The organism is Specibacter cremeus (genome assembly GCF_003946885.1).
Lineage (GTDB): Bacteria > Actinomycetota > Actinomycetes > Actinomycetales > Micrococcaceae > Specibacter > Specibacter cremeus.
In genome coordinates this window covers 82,706-101,552 of record NZ_RWKQ01000009.1, presented here as the reverse complement: position 1 = coordinate 101,552, position 18,847 = coordinate 82,706, and the positions used below count along the sequence as shown (strand labels likewise).

The 18,847-nt window shown below is 69.8% G+C and carries 13 protein-coding genes and 1 tRNA gene; all 14 read left to right on the top strand.

The annotated features are described in order from the left end of the window. Positions 1–186 precede the first annotated feature (186 nt). The 14 genes from rsmA to EJC77_RS05110 all read left to right on the top strand — a co-directional run bounded on the left by rsmA (position 187) and on the right by EJC77_RS05110 (position 18,822). The gene (gene rsmA / locus EJC77_RS05175; protein ID WP_240629795.1) at positions 187–1,065 is read left to right on the top strand and encodes a 16S rRNA (adenine(1518)-N(6)/adenine(1519)-N(6))-dimethyltransferase RsmA; all 879 of its coding nucleotides are present in this window, start codon (positions 187–189) and stop codon (positions 1,063–1,065) included. Continuing rightward, positions 1,058–2,029, top strand: a complete 972-nt coding sequence (locus tag EJC77_RS05170) for a 4-(cytidine 5'-diphospho)-2-C-methyl-D-erythritol kinase (RefSeq protein WP_240629793.1) — start codon at positions 1,058–1,060, stop codon at positions 2,027–2,029. Before rsmA ends, EJC77_RS05170 begins: the two co-directional genes overlap by 8 nt. A gap of 21 nt (positions 2,030–2,050) precedes the next feature. After that, positions 2,051–3,826, top strand: a complete 1,776-nt coding sequence (locus EJC77_RS05165) for an ABC-F family ATP-binding cassette domain-containing protein (RefSeq protein ID WP_125610505.1) — start codon at positions 2,051–2,053, stop codon at positions 3,824–3,826. Between the two features lie 189 nt (positions 3,827–4,015). Next, a complete protein-coding gene (locus tag EJC77_RS05160; protein WP_125610504.1) occupies positions 4,016–4,852 on the top strand; it encodes a type IV toxin-antitoxin system AbiEi family antitoxin domain-containing protein in 837 nt (278 codons plus the stop codon). Between the two features lie 143 nt (positions 4,853–4,995). Continuing rightward, positions 4,996–5,067, top strand: a tRNA-Gln gene (locus EJC77_RS05155). 176 nt (positions 5,068–5,243) lie between these two features. After that, positions 5,244–6,638 carry a bifunctional UDP-N-acetylglucosamine diphosphorylase/glucosamine-1-phosphate N-acetyltransferase GlmU gene (gene glmU, locus EJC77_RS05150; protein WP_240629805.1) on the top strand — a complete coding sequence of 465 codons (1,395 nt, stop codon included), beginning with the start codon at positions 5,244–5,246 and terminating at the stop codon, positions 6,636–6,638. Positions 6,639–6,669: 31 nt separating this feature from the next. Next, positions 6,670–7,650, top strand: a complete 981-nt coding sequence (locus tag EJC77_RS05145) for a ribose-phosphate diphosphokinase (RefSeq protein ID WP_125610502.1) — start codon at positions 6,670–6,672, stop codon at positions 7,648–7,650. Positions 7,651–7,859: 209 nt separating this feature from the next. Continuing rightward, complete coding sequence (locus EJC77_RS05140) at positions 7,860–8,462, top strand: 50S ribosomal protein L25/general stress protein Ctc (RefSeq protein WP_125610501.1); 603 nt, start codon at positions 7,860–7,862, stop codon at positions 8,460–8,462. Positions 8,463–8,472: 10 nt separating this feature from the next. Then, a complete protein-coding gene (pth, locus tag EJC77_RS05135) occupies positions 8,473–9,054 on the top strand; it encodes an aminoacyl-tRNA hydrolase (RefSeq protein ID WP_125610500.1) in 582 nt (193 codons plus the stop codon). Between the two features lie 251 nt (positions 9,055–9,305). After that, a complete protein-coding gene (locus EJC77_RS05130) occupies positions 9,306–11,915 on the top strand; it encodes a LuxR C-terminal-related transcriptional regulator (RefSeq protein ID WP_164520318.1) in 2,610 nt (869 codons plus the stop codon). A 9-nt stretch (positions 11,916–11,924) separates the two neighbouring features. Next, positions 11,925–14,699, top strand: coding sequence for a helix-turn-helix transcriptional regulator (locus EJC77_RS05125; RefSeq protein WP_125610498.1), 2,775 nt, complete (start codon positions 11,925–11,927; stop codon positions 14,697–14,699). Positions 14,700–15,096: 397 nt separating this feature from the next. After that, on the top strand, positions 15,097–16,665 hold the full coding sequence (locus EJC77_RS05120; protein ID WP_240629791.1) for a sugar transferase: 1,569 nt from the start codon (positions 15,097–15,099) through the stop codon (positions 16,663–16,665). A 49-nt stretch (positions 16,666–16,714) separates the two neighbouring features. Continuing rightward, complete coding sequence (locus EJC77_RS05115; protein ID WP_125610497.1) at positions 16,715–17,824, top strand: Gfo/Idh/MocA family protein; 1,110 nt, start codon at positions 16,715–16,717, stop codon at positions 17,822–17,824. Continuing rightward, positions 17,821–18,822: an NAD-dependent epimerase/dehydratase family protein gene (locus tag EJC77_RS05110; RefSeq protein WP_125610496.1), complete on the top strand. Its 1,002-nt coding sequence runs from the start codon at positions 17,821–17,823 to the stop codon at positions 18,820–18,822. Before EJC77_RS05115 ends, EJC77_RS05110 begins: the two co-directional genes overlap by 4 nt. Positions 18,823–18,847: the final 25 nt, after the last annotated feature.

Below are 18,847 nucleotides of genomic sequence, written 5' to 3'. Positions count from 1 at the left end.
GCCACGACTTCCACGGCGACTGGAATTACACCATCAAATCCGACAAACCAGAATAACACCGTGTTAAATACTGGCAGACCCTAAGTCACGGCCCCGCACGAGTAACCCAGCACAGGACCCCGGACTCCCCGCACGTTGCCACGAACGCGGGGAGTCCGCCCTTTAATACCCGATACGATGGCAGGCGTGAGAGATCCACAATCCGTCCCGGCACCCGAGCCGCTGCTGGGCGCCACCGAGATCCGCCGGCTGGCGGAGGAACTCGGCGTGCGCCCCACCAAGACCCTGGGCCAGAACTTCGTCATCGACGGCAACACGATCCGCCGCATCGTCGCGGCCGCCAACATCGACCCGGCCGAGACCGTGTTGGAGGTCGGACCCGGGCTCGGCTCGCTGACGCTGGGCCTGCTGGACGCCGCAGCCCGGGTCGTGGCCGTGGAGATCGACCCGGTGCTGGCCGCGAAACTGCCGGAGACCGTCGCCGCGTTCCGCCCCGCCAAGGCGGGCAACCTCGACGTCGTGCTCTCCGACGCCATGCGCGTCACCGAACTGCCCGGCGTTCCCACCGCGCTCGTGGCGAACCTGCCCTACAACGTGGCGGTTCCGGTCGTGCTGCACCTGCTCGAGTATTTCCCGTCGCTGCGCCACGGGCTCGTCATGGTCCAGGACGAGGTCGCCGACCGCATGGTCGCCGGGCCCGGCTCGAAGACCTACGGGGTGCCGTCGGTGAAGGGCGCCTGGTACGCGCAGATGCGCAAGGCCGGGGTCATCGGCATGAACGTGTTCTGGCCGGCGCCGAAGATCTCCTCCGGCCTGGTCGGCTTCACCCGCCGCGTTCCGCCCGCCACGCAGGCGAGCCGCGCCGAGGTGTTCGCCGTGATCGACGCCGCCTTCGCCCAGCGGCGCAAGACGTTGCGGGCCGCCCTGGCCGGCTGGGCCGGCGGCGCGGCCGAGGCCGAACGATGCCTGCGCGAGGCCGGCGTCGACCCGGCCGCCCGCGGCGAGGTCCTCGACATCGCCGCGTTCGCCCGCATCGCCGAGGCCAAGGTCCCCCAGATTGTCTGAGCAGCCGTGGGCGGTGCCCGCCGCATCGTCCCCGACCCGCGTGAGCGTCCGCGCGCCGGGGAAGATCAACGCCTCGTTCCGGGTCGGCCCGCCGCGCCCCGACGGCTACCACTACGTGGCCAGCGTGTACCTGGCCGTGTCCCTGTACGAGGAGGTCACGGCGACGGCGAAGCCCGGCACGCCGCCGGACGACATCACCGTCGGCATCGGCCCGCACAGCACGCTGTCCGCGGCGGCGCTGGCCGGCGTCCCGCTGGACGGCTCCAACCTGGCCGTGCGCGCCGCCGCCCTCGTGGCGGGGATCAGCCAGGGCGCCTGCGGCGTGCACCTGGAGATCACCAAGCGCGTGCCGATCGCCGGCGGCATGGGCGGCGGCTCGGCGGACGCCGCGGCCGCGCTCGTGGCCTGCGAGGCACTGTGGAACACAGGCCTCTCGCGCGAGGAACTGTCGCTGCTCGGCTCCGGGCTGGGCGCGGACGTGCCGTTCGCGCTGCTGGGGGGCGCCGCCGTCGGACTCGGCGTCGGCGACCGGCTGACGCCCGCGCTGGCCCCGGACCCGCTGCATTGGGTCCTCGTCCAGGCGGACTACGGGCTGCCGACACCGGCCGTGTACGGCAAGCTCGACGAGTTGCGCGCCGACCGGCGGCCGGCCGAACCCCGCCACGTGGACCCGCACATCCTGGCGGCCCTGCGCGCCGGCAACGCCCGCGACCTGGCCGGCACGCTGGGCAACGACCTGCAGGCCGCCGCGCTGGCGCTCGCCCCCGGCCTTGCCGGCGTGCTCGACGCCGGCCGCGACCTGGGTGCCCTGGCCGCCGTGGTCTCGGGGTCGGGGCCGACCGTGGCCATGCTGGCGGCCGACGCCGGGCACGCCGGCGCGTTGGCCGCGGCGCTCGCGGACGCCGGGCACAACGCCCTCACGGCGACCGGCCCCGTGCACGGGGCCTCCATCATCACCAAGTAAATCAAGGGAAAGCAGTCTCACGTGGCACACCTCCTCGGCGGGGAAAACCTCAACATCGCCTTCGCCACCCGCACCGTCCTGGACGGTGTCACCGTCGGGCTGGAAGAGGGCGACCGGATCGGCATCGTGGGCCGCAACGGCGACGGCAAGTCCACGCTCATGCGCCTGCTGTCCGGCCGGCAGGCGCCCGATTCCGGGCGTGTGACGGTACGCGGCGGGGTGCATGTCGGCTACCTGGACCAGACCGACGTGCTGGACGGGGAGCACACGGTGGGCTTCGCGATCGTGGGGGAGGCGGCGGATCACGAATGGGCGGCCAACCCGAAAATCCGCGAGATCATGGGCGCCCTCGTCGGCGAGGTGGACTGGCATGCGAACATCCATTCGCTCTCCGGCGGGCAGAAGCGGCGGGTGGCGCTGGCCAAGCTGCTGATCGGCGACGACGACGTCATCATGCTCGACGAGCCCACCAACCATCTCGACGTGGAGGGCGTGGCCTGGCTGGCCCGGCACCTGAAGGCCCGCTGGCGCGCCAACGAGGGCGCGTTCGTCGTGGTCACCCACGACCGCTGGTTCCTCGACGAGGTGTGCACGCGCACCTGGGAGGTGCACGACGCCGTCGTCGACCCCTTCGACGGCGGGTACGCCGCCTACGTGCTGGCCCGGGCGGAGCGCGACCGGATGGCCGCCGTCGTCGAGAGCAAGCGCGTGCAGCTGGTGAAGAAGGAACTGGCGTGGCTGCGCCGCGGCGCCCCGGCCCGCACGTCCAAGCCGAAGTTCCGCATCGAGGCCGCGAACGACATCATCGCCGACGTGCCCGAGCCGCGCGACACCGTGGCGTTGTCGAAGATGGCCACGGCCCGGCTCGGCAAGGACGTGCTCGATCTGGAGGGCGTGTCCCTGTCCTATGGCGAGAATGAGATCTTCAAGAACATCACGCTGCGCCTGGCCCCGGGGGAGCGGCTGGGCATCGTCGGCGTCAACGGGTCCGGCAAGACGACGCTGCTGCGGCTGCTCAACGGCGAGGTCGCCCCGACGGCCGGGCGGCTGAAGCGGGGCAAAACCGTCCAGACGGCCGTGCTCACCCAGGAGGTGGGCGAGCTCGACGACGTCCTGGACCTGCGCGTGCTGGAGGTCATCGAGCGGGAGAAGCGCTCCTTCGCCGTGGGCGGGCGCGAACTGACCGCCGGGCAGCTGGTGGAGCAGCTGGGCTTCACGAAGGAGAAGCAGTGGACGCCCGTGCGCGACCTCTCCGGTGGTGAGCGCCGCCGGCTGCAGCTGCTGCGCCTGCTCGTCGGGGAGCCGAACGTGCTGATGCTCGACGAGCCCACGAATGACCTGGACACCGACACGCTGGCCGCCGTGGAGGACGTGCTGGACGGCTGGCCCGGGACCTTGGTGGTGGTGTCCCATGACAGGTACCTGCTCGAGCGCGTCACCGACCACCAGATGGCGCTGCTCGGCGACGGCCAGCTGCGCGGGCTGCCCGGGGGAGTGGACCAGTATTTGGAATTGCGCGAAGCCGCCCTGGCGGAGAAGCCGTCCCCGCAGGAGCGCGTCCAGACCGGGTCCGGGCCCACCGAGGCGCAACGGCGCGACGCCCGCAAGGAGCTGAACCGGGTGGAGCGGCAGCTGGGTAAGATTGCCGCAGCCGAGGCGAAGGTCCACGCCCAGATGGAGGCCAACGTGGGCGACTACGCGCTGCTGGGCGATTTGAACGCGAAACTGGCCGAACTGGCGGCGGAGAAGGAGGACCTGGAGCTCGCCTGGCTGGAGGCCTCCGAACTGCTCGAGTAGTCACGGCCGTCCTGCGCAGGATTACCCCCGTACCGTGCGCATGTTGCCCCGCTGCGCAACCTATGCGGGCATTCGTTGCGCGGATCGGTTGGGTGCCCCGACCCTCCACAGGGAGGCCTGCACGCGCCGCGGTCCACAGGCACGACGTCGGGGCCGCCGCCACCAGGTGACATGGCGCATCGTGGTGCCATGAACACTCCGCAGGGACGGCGCCCGGCAGGGCTGGACAACGCGATCGCACGTCTTGGCGGTGCGGCTCGCCGCAAGGACCTCCTGGCGCGTGGGTTCTCCCGGTGGCAGATTGAGCGCGCCGTGGGGTCGGGGCGGATTCGACATGCCGGTCGCGGCGTCTACGCGCTGCCCGGCTCCACGGCCCTGGATGTCCGGCTGGCCGAAAACCAGGCCCGGCGGACCTGCCTCAGCAAGGTTGCGGACCTTGGCCTGTGGGTTTTGCAGGAACCGCGGCTCATACACGTGGCTGCCGCACACGGTCGGGCAATCCCGGGCTGCGTGGTGCACCGCGTGTCTGGAAGCATGGACCTGTTCGACATACTGCGCCTCTGTGTACGCTGCAGCATGGACCTCGAGGCCTTGGTGATCCTCGAGTCCGCCGTCGTGAAGAACGTGTGCTCCATTGGCCAACTCAGGGAGACCTTTGCGGGGCGCAGGGATGCCCGGGCCCGGCGCATCCTCGACATGATCGACCCCCAGGCCATGTCGCCCATAGAGACGGTTGGCCGTTACCGGATCCGGGCGGCCGGGTACAACTTCCAGGGCCAGGCCAAGGTCCGCGGAGTGGGCCACCAGGACGGTTTGGTCGAGGGCGTCCTCGGTATCGAATTCGACGGTGAGCCATATCACAACAACGCCGAGGCGTTCGCGGAGGACCTTCGCCGAGGCAACGCCGCAGTCATCGCGGGTGTCCCAACGCTGCACTTCAGCGGCAAAACTGTCCTGTACCGGCCCGACGTCATGCTCCGGGACATTGCCGCGGCGCTCAAGACGATCCGTTCTGCGCATCGTTGACCCCCGTATGGTGCGCACCCGGGTCTCCTGCGCACGATATAGCCCCATACGTTGCGCGGAACGGCTGCCAGGGCGGCGCCGAGTCGCGCAACCCGCGTCGCCCGTGGCAAACTAGATTCTCGTGGGCGCGACGCGCCTCACGGTCCGCCCTGGTGTAACGGCAGCACCCCAGCCTTTGGAGCTGCGGAGTATAGGTTCGAATCCTATGGGCGGAACCCTCCGACCCCGTGCCGGCACAAAAATTCCCCGACGTTCAGCAGGTAGCATGGACTTGTTTCCCGTCACGGATCCCCAGCCCCACCAGAGGAGTGCCCCGCACGTGAGTCTTCCAGGCACCAGCTCATCCCGTCCCGCAGCCGTCATCGTCCTAGCCGCCGGCGAGGGCACCCGGATGAAGTCCCGGACGCCGAAGATCATGCACGAACTGGGTGGGCTGTCCATGATCGGGCACGCGCTGGCCGCCGCCCGCGGCCTCGAACCGGAGCGGCTCGCCGCCGTCGTCCGCTTTGAGCGCGACCGCGTCGCCGCCCACATCGGCGCACTGGATCCCGAGGTGCTGGTCGTCGACCAGGATGCGACGCCCGGCACCGGCCGCGCCGTCCAGGTCGCCCTTGGGGAACTGGACGCCCAGGCCCCGGTGACTGGAACAGTCGTCGTCACCTACGGCGACGTGCCGTTGCTCACCACCGGGCTGCTGGCCGAACTGGTTGAAGCGCATGTCACGGACAAGAACGCGGTCACCGTCCTGACGGCCGTGCTTGACGACGCCGCCGGCTACGGCCGCATCCTGCGCGACGCCGACGGCACCGTCCTGGGCATTCGCGAACACAAGGACGCCACGGACGCCGAACGGGACATCCGGGAGATCAACTCCGGCATCTATGCGTTTGACGCCGCCGTGCTGCGCACCGCGCTGGCCCGTGTCACCACGGACAACAACCAGGGCGAGATGTACCTCACCGACGTCCTCGGGTTGGCCAGGAACGACGGCGGCCGCGTCGCCGCGGTCGTCACGGACGACCGGTGGCAGGTCGAGGGCGCCAATGACAGGGTCCAGCTCGCCGCGCTCGGCGCCGAGCACAACCGGCGCATCGTCGAGGGCTGGATGCGCGCCGGCGTCACGGTCGTCGACCCGGCGACGACGTGGATCGATGCCACGGTCACGCTCGAACCGGACGCCACCATCCTGCCCGGCACCCAACTGCATGGCGCCACGACCGTGGCGCGTGACGCCGTCGTCGGGCCCGACTCGACGCTCACCGACGTCCAGATCGGCACTGCCGCCGAGGTGACCCGCACGCACGGCTCCGGCGCCGTCATCGGCGAGGGCGCGCACGTGGGCCCGTTCACGTACCTGCGTCCGGGCACCGTGCTCGGCGCCGACGGCAAGATCGGCGCGTTCTACGAGACCAAGAACGTACGCGTAGGCCGCGGCTCCAAGCTCTCCCACCTCGGCTACGCCGGCGACGCCGAGATCGGCGAGGACACGAACATCGGCTGCGGCAACATCACGGCCAACTACGACGGCGTGAACAAGCACCGCACGATCATCGGCTCCGGCGTGCGGACCGGCTCGAACACCGTGTTCGTCGCCCCGGTGACGGTCGGCGACGGCGCCTACTCCGGCGCCGGCGCCATCATCCGCAAGGACGTGCCGGCCGGGGCGCTGACGCTCACCGTGGCCCCGCAGCGCAACTCGGAGGGCTGGACGGTCGCCAACCGGCCCGGAAGCGTGTCCTCCGCCGCAGCGGGAAAATCAGCCGCGGCGAACGCCGACCAAGACTGAAGCAGATCCACCCCCGCGAGAAAGTGATCACATGAGCGAACTGAGCCACAACGTCGACAAGAAACTGGTGTTGGCGACCGGCCGCGCGCACCCCGAACTCGCGGAGGAGGTGGCACGTACGCTGGACACGGAACTGCTGCCGCTCTCCGCATACGACTTCGCCAACGGGGAGATCTACGTTCGCTCGGGGGAGAGCGTGCGCGGCAAGGACGTGTTCATCATCCAGGCCCACCCGGCGCCGTTGAACAACTGGCTCATGGAGCAGCTGATCATGGTCGACTCGATGAAGCGCGCCTCCGCCCGCCGCATCACCGTCGTGTCGCCGTTCTACCCGTATGCCCGGCAGGACAAGAAGGGCCGCGGCCGCGAGCCGATCTCGGCCCGCCTCGTCGCGGACCTGTACAAGACGGCCGGGGCCGACCGGATCATGAGCGTGGACCTGCACACCGCCCAGATCCAGGGCTTCTTCGACGGCCCCGTCGACCACCTGTTCGCCATCCCGCTGCTCGCCGACTACATCCGCACCCGGGTGGGCAACGAGCCGGTCACGGTCGTCTCCCCGGACACCGGCCGCGTGCGCGTGGCCGAACAGTGGGCGGACCGGCTCGGCGGTGCCCCGCTGGCGTTCGTGCACAAGAGCCGCGACCTGACCGTGCCCAACCAGGCCGTGTCCAAGACGGTCGTCGGCCGCGTCGAGGGCCGCACGTGCGTGCTGATCGACGACATGATCGACACCGGCGGAACCATCGCCGGCGCCGTGCGCGTGCTCAAGGAGGCCGGTGCCAAGGATGTCATCATCGCCGCCACGCACGCCGTCTTCTCCGACCCGGCCGCCCGCACGCTGGCCGAGTCCGGCGCCCGCGAGGTGGTGGTCACCAACACGCTGCCGATCCCGGCCGCCAAGCGCTTCGACACGTTGACGGTGCTGTCGATCGCCCCGTTGATCGCCCGGGCCATCAAGGAAGTGTTCGAGGACGGTTCCGTGACGAGCCTGTTCGACGGAAACTCCTGAACCGGTGGTTGAGCTTGTCGAAACCACCGGGGTTTCGACAAGCTCAACCACCGGCCGGGCACTGCTAAACTTGACCGGTACACCTTGGCGAGGGAACGCACGCGTTCCGTGATCGACTGGGTCTGGCTGTTCTAGTCTCCTTCGGGTGACGGACCATGTGCAGGCCGCTCCAGAGCACATTCGTCACCACCAACCGAAGGAGGACACCCATGTCCGAGCACAAGCTCACCGCCGAAGTCCGCACCGAGTTCGGCAAGGGCGCCGCCCGCCGCGCCCGCCGCGCCCACCAGATCCCCGCCGTCGTCTACGGCCACGGCGCCGACCCGCTGCACATCCTGCTGCCCGAGCGGTTGACGGTCCGCGCCGTGCGCGCCGCCAATGCCCTGCTGACGCTGGACGTCGACGGCGCGGAGCACCTGGCCCTGGTCAAGGACATCCAGCGCGACCCGGTCCTGCAGATCATCGAGCACATCGACCTGCTGACCGTCCAGAAGGGCGAGAAGGTCGTCGTCGACGTGCCCGTCGTCGTCGTGGGCGAGCCGGCACCCGGCATCATCGCCAACCAGGAGGAAGTCGTCGTCTCGCTGTCCGCCGACGCGACCCACCTGCCGGCCCACATCGAGGTCAGCATCGAGGGCTTGGGCGACGGTCAGCACGTGCATGCCGCCGCGCTGGTGCTGCCGGCCAACGTCGAGCTGCTCACGGACCCCGACATGCTGATCGTGCACCTGACCGCCCCGGCCGCCGCCGCGGCCGAGGAAGAGGAAGCCGCGGCCCCGGCCGCCCCGGCCGCCGAACCCGCCGCGGAGTAGCCACCTCCCCATGGCAGACACCTGGCTTGTGGTCGGGCTCGGGAACCCCGGGCCCGGCTACAGTCGCAACCGGCACAATATCGGCTACATGGTGGTCGAGGAACTCGCGCAACGGATCGGCGCGTCGTTCAAGACGCACAAGGCGCGCGCGCTCGTGGCCGAGGGCCGGCTCGGCATCGGCGGCCCGAAACTCATCCTGGCCAAGTCGCAGACGTTCATGAACCTCTCCGGCGGTCCGACGGCGGCGCTCGCCAAATTCTTCGACGTCGCCGCCGACCACGTGATAGTGGTGCACGACGAGATCGACGTCCCGTTCGACACCATCCGGCTCAAGCAGGGCGGCGGCGAGGGCGGGCACAACGGCCTGCGTGACATCTCCCGGACGCTGGGCACGAAGGACTATTACCGCGTGCGGGCGGGCGTGGGACGCCCGCCCGGCCGGGCGGAAGCCGCCGACCACGTGCTGAAGGACTTCAGCACCGCCGAGGCGAAGATCCTGCCGTTCCTGGTCGATGCGTCGGCCGACGCGGTCGAGCTGCTCGTCTCGGATGGCCTGCTCGCCGCCCAGCAAAGGTTCCACGGCGTGCGCTAGACGTTACGGGCGCATTGGCGAAAACCGTTCAGTTCCGGGGTTTTCGCTGTTACACTCTCAATTATTCGCGGTCCCGGATCCTTAACCGAAGGCGTCCGGGGGGGAATACGCGGGTGTAGAGGTCTCAGATCATGACGCATGAAATGATCGCGCCTTCTCGATTGGGGATGGGGCGTAGCAGGATTTCTGGGCGCAGGCCCTTGGGTGCCGAGGAACGGCACGCATGGTCGTCCCATGTCCGGCAGGATGTCGTGGCCGCCGTCGCGGCCGTCCTCGCGGACCCGAAGATGTACGGCGCCGCACTGATCGGTCCGCCCGGCGTGGGCAAGTCCACCATGGCCCACCAGGTGGCCGCACACCTTGCCGACGCCCACGTCGTACGGCTCTTCGGCAGCCCGCTCGAGACCACCGTGCCGTACGGGGCTCTGTCCCTGCTCATGGCGCGGCTGCCCGCCGCCGCGGCCGAGTCGGCCGTGGGCACCATCCACGGCATCGCAGATCTCCTGCGAGCGGAAGCCGCGGACCGGGACGTCCTGCTCGTCCTCGACGACCTGCCCTCCATCGACACCATGAGCATGGGCGTCGTGATGCACCTGCTCATGAGCCGCAGCGCCCGCCTGCTGGTCCTGGCCAGGGACGCCTCGGACCTGCCCGAAGACCTTGTCTGGCTGGTGCGGGACGGCCTGCTGGACGTACGCCGGTTGGCGAACTTCACGCGTGCCGAGGTGGGCACCTTGCTGCGTGCAGCCACCACATCCCCCCCGACGGAATCCGCCCTGACGGCACTGTTTGAGGCCACCGGCGGCAACCCGTTGGTGGTGCACGCCGTGTTCAACGAGCTGGTCGCCAATGGCAACCTCAGCCAGCACCTGGACCGTTGGGTCATCAACGGGCCGATCAACCTCACGTCCGCCAGTGCGCTGACCCAGATCGTGCGCAGCCGGTTGTCACGTGAAACCGAGGTCGTTCGCCTCGGCGTGGAGAAGATGGCGCTCATGCAACGGGCGCCCCTGTCCCTGGTGCTTTCCGTGTTGGGCGCCGAGACCATGTCCGCCCTGGAGGAACGCGGCTACCTGAACGTGAGCGAGCAGGGCCGGCAGGTCGTGTCGCTGCGGGAACGTCATCTTGCGGAGATCGTGCGCGGCTGGCTGGACCCGGCGCGCAAGGTTGCGTTGTTCCGGGACATCACCGAACACACGGCAGCCTCGGAAACCTCGTTGGATGTCCCCGATACGCTCGCCCTGGCGGCATGGGCCCATGACGCCGGACTGCCGATGGAGCCCGAATTCGCGCTGGCCGCCGCACGGATGGCGAATTTCCGGATCGACCCGCTGCTCGCCCTGCGGTGTGTGGCCAGGGTTCCGCGTGAGAGCGACCTGTGGTTGGGGGCCGTGCATGAACGCGGCAGGGCCTACAACATCATGGCCGACTACGAGCGGGCCGTGCACGAACTCGAGGCCGTCTCGCCGGAGGACCTGGCCCGGGCGTCGCTGGCCGACGGGGCCGCCTGGGCCGCCTCGCTGTGCAGTGCCCTGCTGTGGGTGCCCGGCGGCTACGACCGGATTCCGGCTGTCCTCGCGGCGGCGGAAACCCGGCTTGTCCGTGCCGGCACGGGACGGACCGAGCCGGACGGCGCCGCGGCGCGCCGGCACCTGCGGCTGGCACATTGTGAGTTGATGCTGCACCTGGGCCGGTTCGCTGAAATCGTCGACGAGTTGGAGGAGGGCGCGCGCTTCATCGGCGACGAGGGGTTCCGGCTGAACTGTGCCAGCATGCTCGTGGTGTGCCGGGCGGTGCTGGGCCGCGAACTTGAGGCAATCGAACTTGCCCGCCGGGTGGCGGCGGAGGTCACCGGCCGGGGTGTGCATCTGGGCCGGGAGGACTATTACAACGAGGGCCTGGTCCTTGGCCTGATCTGGACGGGGCAGTGGCGGGCGTGCGTCGACCTGCTGGCGGATGTGCTCACCAACTTGCCGTACACGTCCCAGTACCGTGGCGGCGTGGTCGAGTTGGCGCTCGGGATCGCGCATACCTATGCGGGCCGCGGCGCGGCCGCCGTCGAGGTGCTGCTGGCCGCGGCGGCCCAGTTGGAGGTCCGCGAGACCAGCAACTTCATGCGTCTGGCCTACACCGGGCTGGCGTTTGCGCATGCGCAGATCCACGACGAGGATGCGGCCATGTCCTATCTGGCCCTGGCCGAGCGGCAGACCGCGCCCACCGCGTGGGTCAACCGGGCCATTTCATCGTTCTTCCAGCAAATGGCCCTGCGCTGGCTCGATCACCCCGCGGCTGTGCGCGCCCTGCTGGATTCGGCGCAGGAGGACATCGCGGCAGGGCGCGTGGCCACGGCGTCGATGTCGCTGTTCGGGGCCACCATCCACGCCGGCGCGAAGGAACTGGCCCAGTTGGAGGAGACGTCGCTGCGCCGGCAGGGGCCGATGGCGGACGTCAACGTGCTGCTGGCCCGCAGCATCCGCACCCGCGACCCCAAGCCGGCGCTGGAGGCCGCGCGGATCGCGGGGCGGTTGGAACTGCTCGCCGTCGAATCCCGGTGCGCGGTCACGGCGCTGGACCTGGCCCGGGAGGCGGGCAACAAGCGGCTCGGCCGGGAGGCACAGGACCGGCTGGACCGGCTCAGGGCGCGGGTGGTGGTGCTGCCGCTGACGCCCGGCACCGAGGGGGGGCGGCTCACGCAACGCGAGATCCAGGTCGCCAGGCTGGCCGAACGCGGGCTCGGCAACCGCGCCATTGCCGAACGGATCGGCGTCTCGGTGCGCACCGTTGAGGGGCACCTCTACCAGATCTTCGCCAAACTGGGGATCACATCCCGCCAGGAACTTGAAAACCTGCAGGATCCCTAGCGGCCGCACATGAACGAAATGATCGAGGGGCGTCCAGCGCACGGGCTGGCCCATCCGTTTTGCCGCCAGGATGAATTGCGCGACATCCTGAACATCGTCGGCGCGGAGGAATGCCGCGCGGTGTTCGTCGCATCGGAACCCGGACTTGGTGCCACGACGCTGCTGCGCGCCGTTTCCGACCATGTCGGCGCCTACGCCCCGGTACTGGAGATCCATGGCACCCCGTCACTGGCGAATGTGCCCTACGGTGTGCTGGCCCCGTTCCTGCGCGGCGTGACGATGGGGGGCCTGCCCTCCGGGATCCCGGTGCTCCGGGCCCTGCTCGCGGCCATCGCGGACAAGGGCGCCGGCCACCATGCCGGCACCGCGCGCCCGGCGTTGCTCATCATCGACGACGCGGACGCCATCGACCAGGCGACCGCCGAACTGGTCACGTCGTTGGTGATGTCCGGAAGCGCCAGCCTGGTGGCGTCGCACCGCACGGCCGACAGCCTGGTGGAACCGCTGCCGCAGATGTGGCACAAGGGGATGGCCGAGGCGCTGGAGTTGCAGCCGTTGTCGCACGAGCAGGGGCACGAGTTCTGTGTCCAGATGCTCGGCGGCCCGGTGCTCGCCACGAGCAGCTGGCATTTCTGGTCCGCCTCGGCCGGCAATCCGCTGCTGATGCATTTGCTTGTCGCCGAGGCGGCCGAGTCGGGTCGGCTGGTGCGGACCAAGGGCATGTGGGTTGCCGAACGCCTGGAGCATCCGCGGGGGAGGGTCCTCACGGACGTGGTGCGCCAGCGTCTGCGCGGCCTGTCGGCCAAGGCGAGGCAGGCGTTGAACCTGGTCGCCCTGACCGAGCCCGTCGAACGGGCGACCATCGAGGAGTTGCTAGGTGCCGACGCTGTCGGCGAACTGGCCGACCGGCGCCTGGTCCGGGACCCCGACGCCGGCGCCAGCCTGCTGCGCCTGGCGAACCCGCTCTACGGTGAGGTCATCCGGGACATGGTGCCCAAGGCGCAAAGCCTCATGCTGCACCGGCAGCTGATCGAGCGCCTCGACACGGACGGGTACGTGCCGGAGGCCCTCCTTCGCCGGGTCACGTGGGCGCTGGACAGTGGAGCCACGGTGCCGGACGAAAAACTGCTGCGCGCCGCCGTGCTCGCCTGCAAGCTGTTCCAGGCCCCGGTCGCGCTGCGCCTGGTCGGGGCGATCTCCGGCGACGAGTACGGGTTGCGGGCCCAGATGGTCAAGGCGCGCGTGCGCTACAACATGGGCGACTATGCCGAGGCCGCCCGGCTGCTCGACGGCGGTGCCAGGGAGGCGCGCAGCGTGGCGGAACTGTTGTTCGGGTCGCTGCTGCGCGCGGCGACGCGGTCGGCGCTCGGCCAGCCGGCGGCGATGATCGGGCAGGATGCGGCGGAGTTGCGGCTGGCGGGCGAACATCTGGCCGCGGCGGAGCCGGAGCATGCCGCCGAAACCCTGATGCTCACCGGTGAGCGGGCCGACCTGCTGGACATCATGGCGCTCTCGCGCGACGGCCGGTATGCGCAGATGGAGCCGTTGCTCGCCGGGCTGTTCGCCGCCGAGCCGCGCCCGAAGGACCCCGAATACCTGTTGAACCTGTCGGTGGCGCTGGCCATGGACGCCGAACGGCTCAGCGCCATGGGCCGCCCGGTCCGTGGCCAGGGGCAGGCGGCCGCCGCGTTCGAGATAGTCCATTCGGAGGACCACGACGTGTTCTTCCTGCCCGAAATGATCATCAGCCGGTCCCAGGCGGCGGCGTTGTGCGCCGGCGACTGGTCCGATTCGGAGGAGATCCTGCAGTCCGTTGCGGTCGACACGGGCCCGGCGGTCGTGTCGTTCGGTGGCAGCGCCAATGTGGTTCGCGGCCTGGTCACGATGCGCCAGGGGCTGCGCCAGGCCTCCCTCGACGACCTGCTGCCGGGCATCGAGGCGCTGCGCATCAGCGACCCGCAGCAGCTGCTCGGATTCTGCACGGCGATGGCGTTCAGCACGGCGGCCGCCGCCGGAAAGGCGGAGCTGGCCGCGAAGCTGTCGTCGGATTACTGCGAGGGCCATGGCATGTACCTGGTCACCGCACATGAGCGGGCGTTCATGGCGGCCGGCCGTGAATACCTTGCGCACGACGGCGGCGGGCTGGCCGAGTTGCTCCGGCAAGCCGACGAGGCGGCCGCCCAAGGCTGCCTGACGATCGAATTGAACGCGCTCATGCTCGCCTACGAGCTCGGCGCGGCCGACCTTGCACCGCGATTGCGCGCGGTGGCCGCGGGTATGGAGGGCGCGTGGGCCCAGGCGGTGGCCGGCTACGTCGACGCCATGATGAGCGGTGACGCGGAGGTGCTGGTCCGGACCGGGCAGGCGCTGCGCGAGGGCGGGTTGCTGCGGTTCGCGGAACAGGCGTTCTCGGCCGCGCTGCCCATCGCGGCGGAAACGCGGGCCGGTGTCCTGGCGCATGAGGCGCGCCGGCACCTGGCCGCCATCCGCGAGGAGCTGGGCATCGAGACCGCGCCGGGCCCGGCTTCGGTGGGCAACCCGGAGCACAAGCCGGCGGCGACCCTGACCCGCCGCGAGCACGAGATCGCCACGCTCGCCGGCGCCGGCAAGTCGGACAAGGAGATCGCCGCGGCGCTGCACCTGTCCGTGCGCACGGTCGAGGGGCACTTGTACCGTTGCTACGCCAAACTGGGCATCTCCCGGCGGGACGAGATCTCCGCCGTTTACCCGGAACCGGGTGCCGGACGGGCCGCCGACCACGTAGTCCGCAGTGAAACCAAGTAACGGTCAGGGCCAAGATGAGTACTCACCCGTGACCCAGGCTGCCGGGGCCGGCCGATTCGAGTAGTTGGCACCCGTGTACGGGTGCCGTCGACCCTCTTTACTTGAAGTATCCCACCGGGCTACAGCAGGAAAAGGTCTCCCCAATGTATGGTTCCCAGCACACGGTGGTGCATGAATCCGGGCACGGACAGCTCCGTGCCGGAGCGCACCCTCAGGACTTCGATTCCCACGCGTCGAGCGCTTCCATGCCCGGACCCCTGCCCATCCACACCGGATGGGCTCCACGATCGGAGCCGGCGGCGGAAAAGCCTTCTGAGACCAAGGCTTTCCCCCAGCCGCCGTCGGCTCCCCTTTGTTCCGCGGACACGGGACGCACCCCGACCGGCAGGTGGCCACGGTGAGCGAAATCAAGGTGGTGCGGCCGTTCGGGACGTCGAGTTACGGCCGTGCCGATGCGCAACGCCCGGCAGCCGGCCAGCCCGCGGACCAACGACCCCGGCACGCCAGCTGGGATGACGTGGCCGCCCGTGGCTCCGCCCGGGCGGCCACACCCTGGCACCGCTCCTACGCCCGCAGGGTGCGCATCACGGACACCGTGCTCATGCTCATCGCCATCAGCACCGCCTACGGGTTGCGCTTCGGCATGGACGACGCGGCCTCATTGGCGGTTTCACAGTTGTCCTACTTCTGGGTGTGCGTCCTCGTCTTCGTGCTGTGGGGCCTCGACCTCGAGCTCTGCCGGACCCGCGAGGGGCGGCTGTTCGGTGTCGGGGCCCTGGAATACAAGCGCGTGCTGCAGTCGACGCTGCGGGTGTTCGGCGCCGTGGCCATCGTGCTGGTCGTCTTCCACATCGAGATCGTCCGCGGCTTCTTTGCCGTCGCGTTGCCGCTGGGACTGGTGTTGTTGCCTGCCGGGCGCTGGCTCTGCCGCCGCTGGCTGTTGCGCCGGCGCACGGAAGGCAAGTACCTCTCGGACGTCGTGGTCCTTGGCAACCCGGCGGACGTCGAGTACGTCATCGACCAGCTGCGCTCGAACCTGTCCGCGGGCTATCATGTGGCGGGTGCGGCCCTGACGACGCTCGATGCCGAGATGGAATTCCGTCCGCCCTGGTACCAGGTGCCGGTCCTGTCGACCATGGCCGACATCTCGCGTGTCGTGGCCGTGACCGGCGCGGACACGGTCGTCGTCGCCGGCCAGCTGCCCGGCGGTCCCCAGAGCATCCAGGAATTGGGCTGGCGCCTGGAGGACATGGCCACGGAGCTGGTCCTCGCCTCGAGCCTGACCAACGTGGCCGGCCCGCGCGTCCACCTGCGCCCCGTTGAGGGGCTGCCGCTCATGCACGTCGAGTTGCCGCAGTACTCCGGCCACAAGCATGCCGTCAAGCGTGCCATGGACGTCATGCTGGCATCGTTCGCACTGGTGGTGCTGGCCCCGGTGTTCCTGGCCCTGGCCCTCATCGTCCGCCTCGACAGCCCGGGGCCGGTGTTCTTCAGGCAGGAACGGGTGGGTCGCAACGGCGAGTCGTTCAAGATGCTGAAGTTCCGCTCCATGGTCGTCGACGCGGAGGAGCGGCTGGCCGCGTTGCGGGCCAGCAATGAAGGGGCCGGGCTGCTGTTCAAGATGGCCCATGACCCGAGGATCACCCGGTGCGGGCGCTGGATGCGAAGGTTCTCCCTGGACGAACTGCCGCAGTTCGTCAACGTCCTTCTCGGCGACATGAGCCTGGTCGGGCCGCGCCCGCCGCTGCGGTCCGAGGTCGCCGGGTATGAGCGTCCCGCGCACCGCCGGCTCCTCATCAAGCCGGGCATCACGGGCCTGTGGCAGATCAGCGGCCGGTCGGACCTGCCGTGGGACGAGGCCGTGCGGCTGGACCTCTACTACGTCGAGAACTGGTCGCTGGCGGGGGACTTCATCATCCTGTGGCGCACCGTCAAGGCCGTCTATGAACCCACCGGGGCCTATTGAGCACCCGCCGGTGGACCCACACAACAACAGACTAGGAAACGGCAAAGCCATGGTCTCACCATCCGATCCGTTGGAACGACTGAATTTCACGCATGACGGCGGCAGGTTGCGCGCCGCGGTCATCGGCGCCGGGTACTGGGGGCCCAATCTCGCCCGCAATTTCAAGGCGGCCGACGATTGGGACCTGGTCGGCATCGTCGACCTCGATCTTGAACGGGCGTTGAAGATCGCCGGGCCGCTCGGGGACGTGCCGGTGTTCGCCTCCCTTGACGAGCTGCTGGCCGAGACGGATGTCGACGCGGTCGCGATCGCCACGCCGGCGCGCACGCACCACGCCGTGGCGTTGCAGGCGTTGCGGGCCGGCAAGCACGTGCTGGTGGAGAAGCCGCTCGCGGCCGGCACCGACCTCGGCCTCGACATGGTCGAGACCGCCTCCCGGTCGGGGCTGACGCTCATGGCCGACCACACGTACTGCTACACGCCGGCGGCCATCAAGATCCGCGAGCTCGTGGCCGAGGGCGCGCTGGGCGACATCCTGTTCATCGACTCGGTGCGCATCAACCTCGGCCTGATCCAGCCGGATGTGGACGTGTTCTGGGACCTTGCCCCGCACGACCTGTCCATCATCGACTTCATCCTGCCCGGCGGACTGCGGCCCCGGGCCGTCAGCGCGCAGGGCTCGGACCCGCTGGGCACCGGCAAGTCGTGCGTGGGCCACCTGATGTTCGACCTGCCCAACAACGCCATGGCGCACATCAACGTCAACTGGCTCAGCCCCACGAAGATCCGCCAGATGGTGATCGGCGGGTCGCGGCGCACGCTGGTCTGGGACGACCTGAATCCGCAACAGCGGATCAGCATCTATGACCGCGGCGTCAACTTCGAGAAGGCCGCCGTGACGGAGGCGCAGCGCACGGCGCAGGCGATCTCGTACCGGCTCGGCGACACCTGGTCACCGGCGCTGGCCGAACGCGAGGCGCTCGGACTCATGGTGGCCGAGTTCGCCGCCAGCATCCGCGAGGGGCGCCCGTCGCGCACCAGCGGTGCCGCCGGGTTGCGGGTGTTGGAGGTGCTGGAGGCCGCCAGCGCCAGCGTCGCCGCCGGCGGCCAAGCACGACCCACCTCAAACGTCGAGGTTCAACTGGAGGGAACACGATGAGCAACCTGAATGGCGCGAATGTCCTGGTGACCGGGGGTGCCGGCACGATCGGCTCAACGATCGTCGACCAGCTGCTGGACGCCGGTGTGGCGCATGTGGACGTGCTGGACAACCTGGTGCGCGGGCGGCGGGCCAACCTGGCCGATGCGTTGGCCGGCGGACGAGTCCGGCTGGTCGACGGGGATCTGCGCGACCGCGACCTGGTCCATGACCTGACCCGCGGCAAGGACGTCGTTTTCCACCAGGCCGCCATCCGCATCACCCAGTGCGCGGAGGAGCCGCGGCTGGCCCTGGAGGTGCTGGTGGATGGCACGTTCACGGTGCTCGAGGCGGCGGCCGAGCACAAGGTGGACAAGGTCGTGGCGGCCTCGAGCGCGTCCGTGTACGGCATGGCCGAGGAGTTCCCCACCACTGAGCGCCACCACCACCACAACAACGACACGTTCTACGGGGCGGCGAAGTCGTTCAATGAGGGCATGGCCCGCAGCTTCCGGGCCATGTCGGGGCTGGACTATGTGATTCTGCGCTACTTCAACGTGTACGGCCCGCGCATGGACGTGCACGGCCTGTACACGGAGGTGCTGGTGCGCTGGATGGAGCGCATCGTCGATGGCCGGCCGCCGCTGATCTTCGGCGACGGGCGCCAGACCATGGACTTCGTCTACACCGAGGACATCGCGCGGGCCAACATCCTGGCCGCGGCCGGCGACGTGCGCGACGGCGTGTACAACATCGCCAGCGGCGCCGAGACGAGCCTGCTCGGGCTGGCCGAGGCGCTGCTGCGGGCCATGGACTCCGACCTGCACGTGGAGCACGGCCCCGAGCGCGCCGTCAACGGGGTGGCGCGGCGGTTGGCCGATGTGGCGGCCGCGCGGCGCGACCTCGGCTTCACGGCGACGACGTCGCTGGACGACGGACTGCGCGCCCTGGTCGACTGGTGGTTGCCGTTGCGCGAGGAGATCGCCGCCGGCCGGTCGCTGACGGGGGTCGCGCCGTGAGCGCCGCGGACCTGGGCACCCTGGC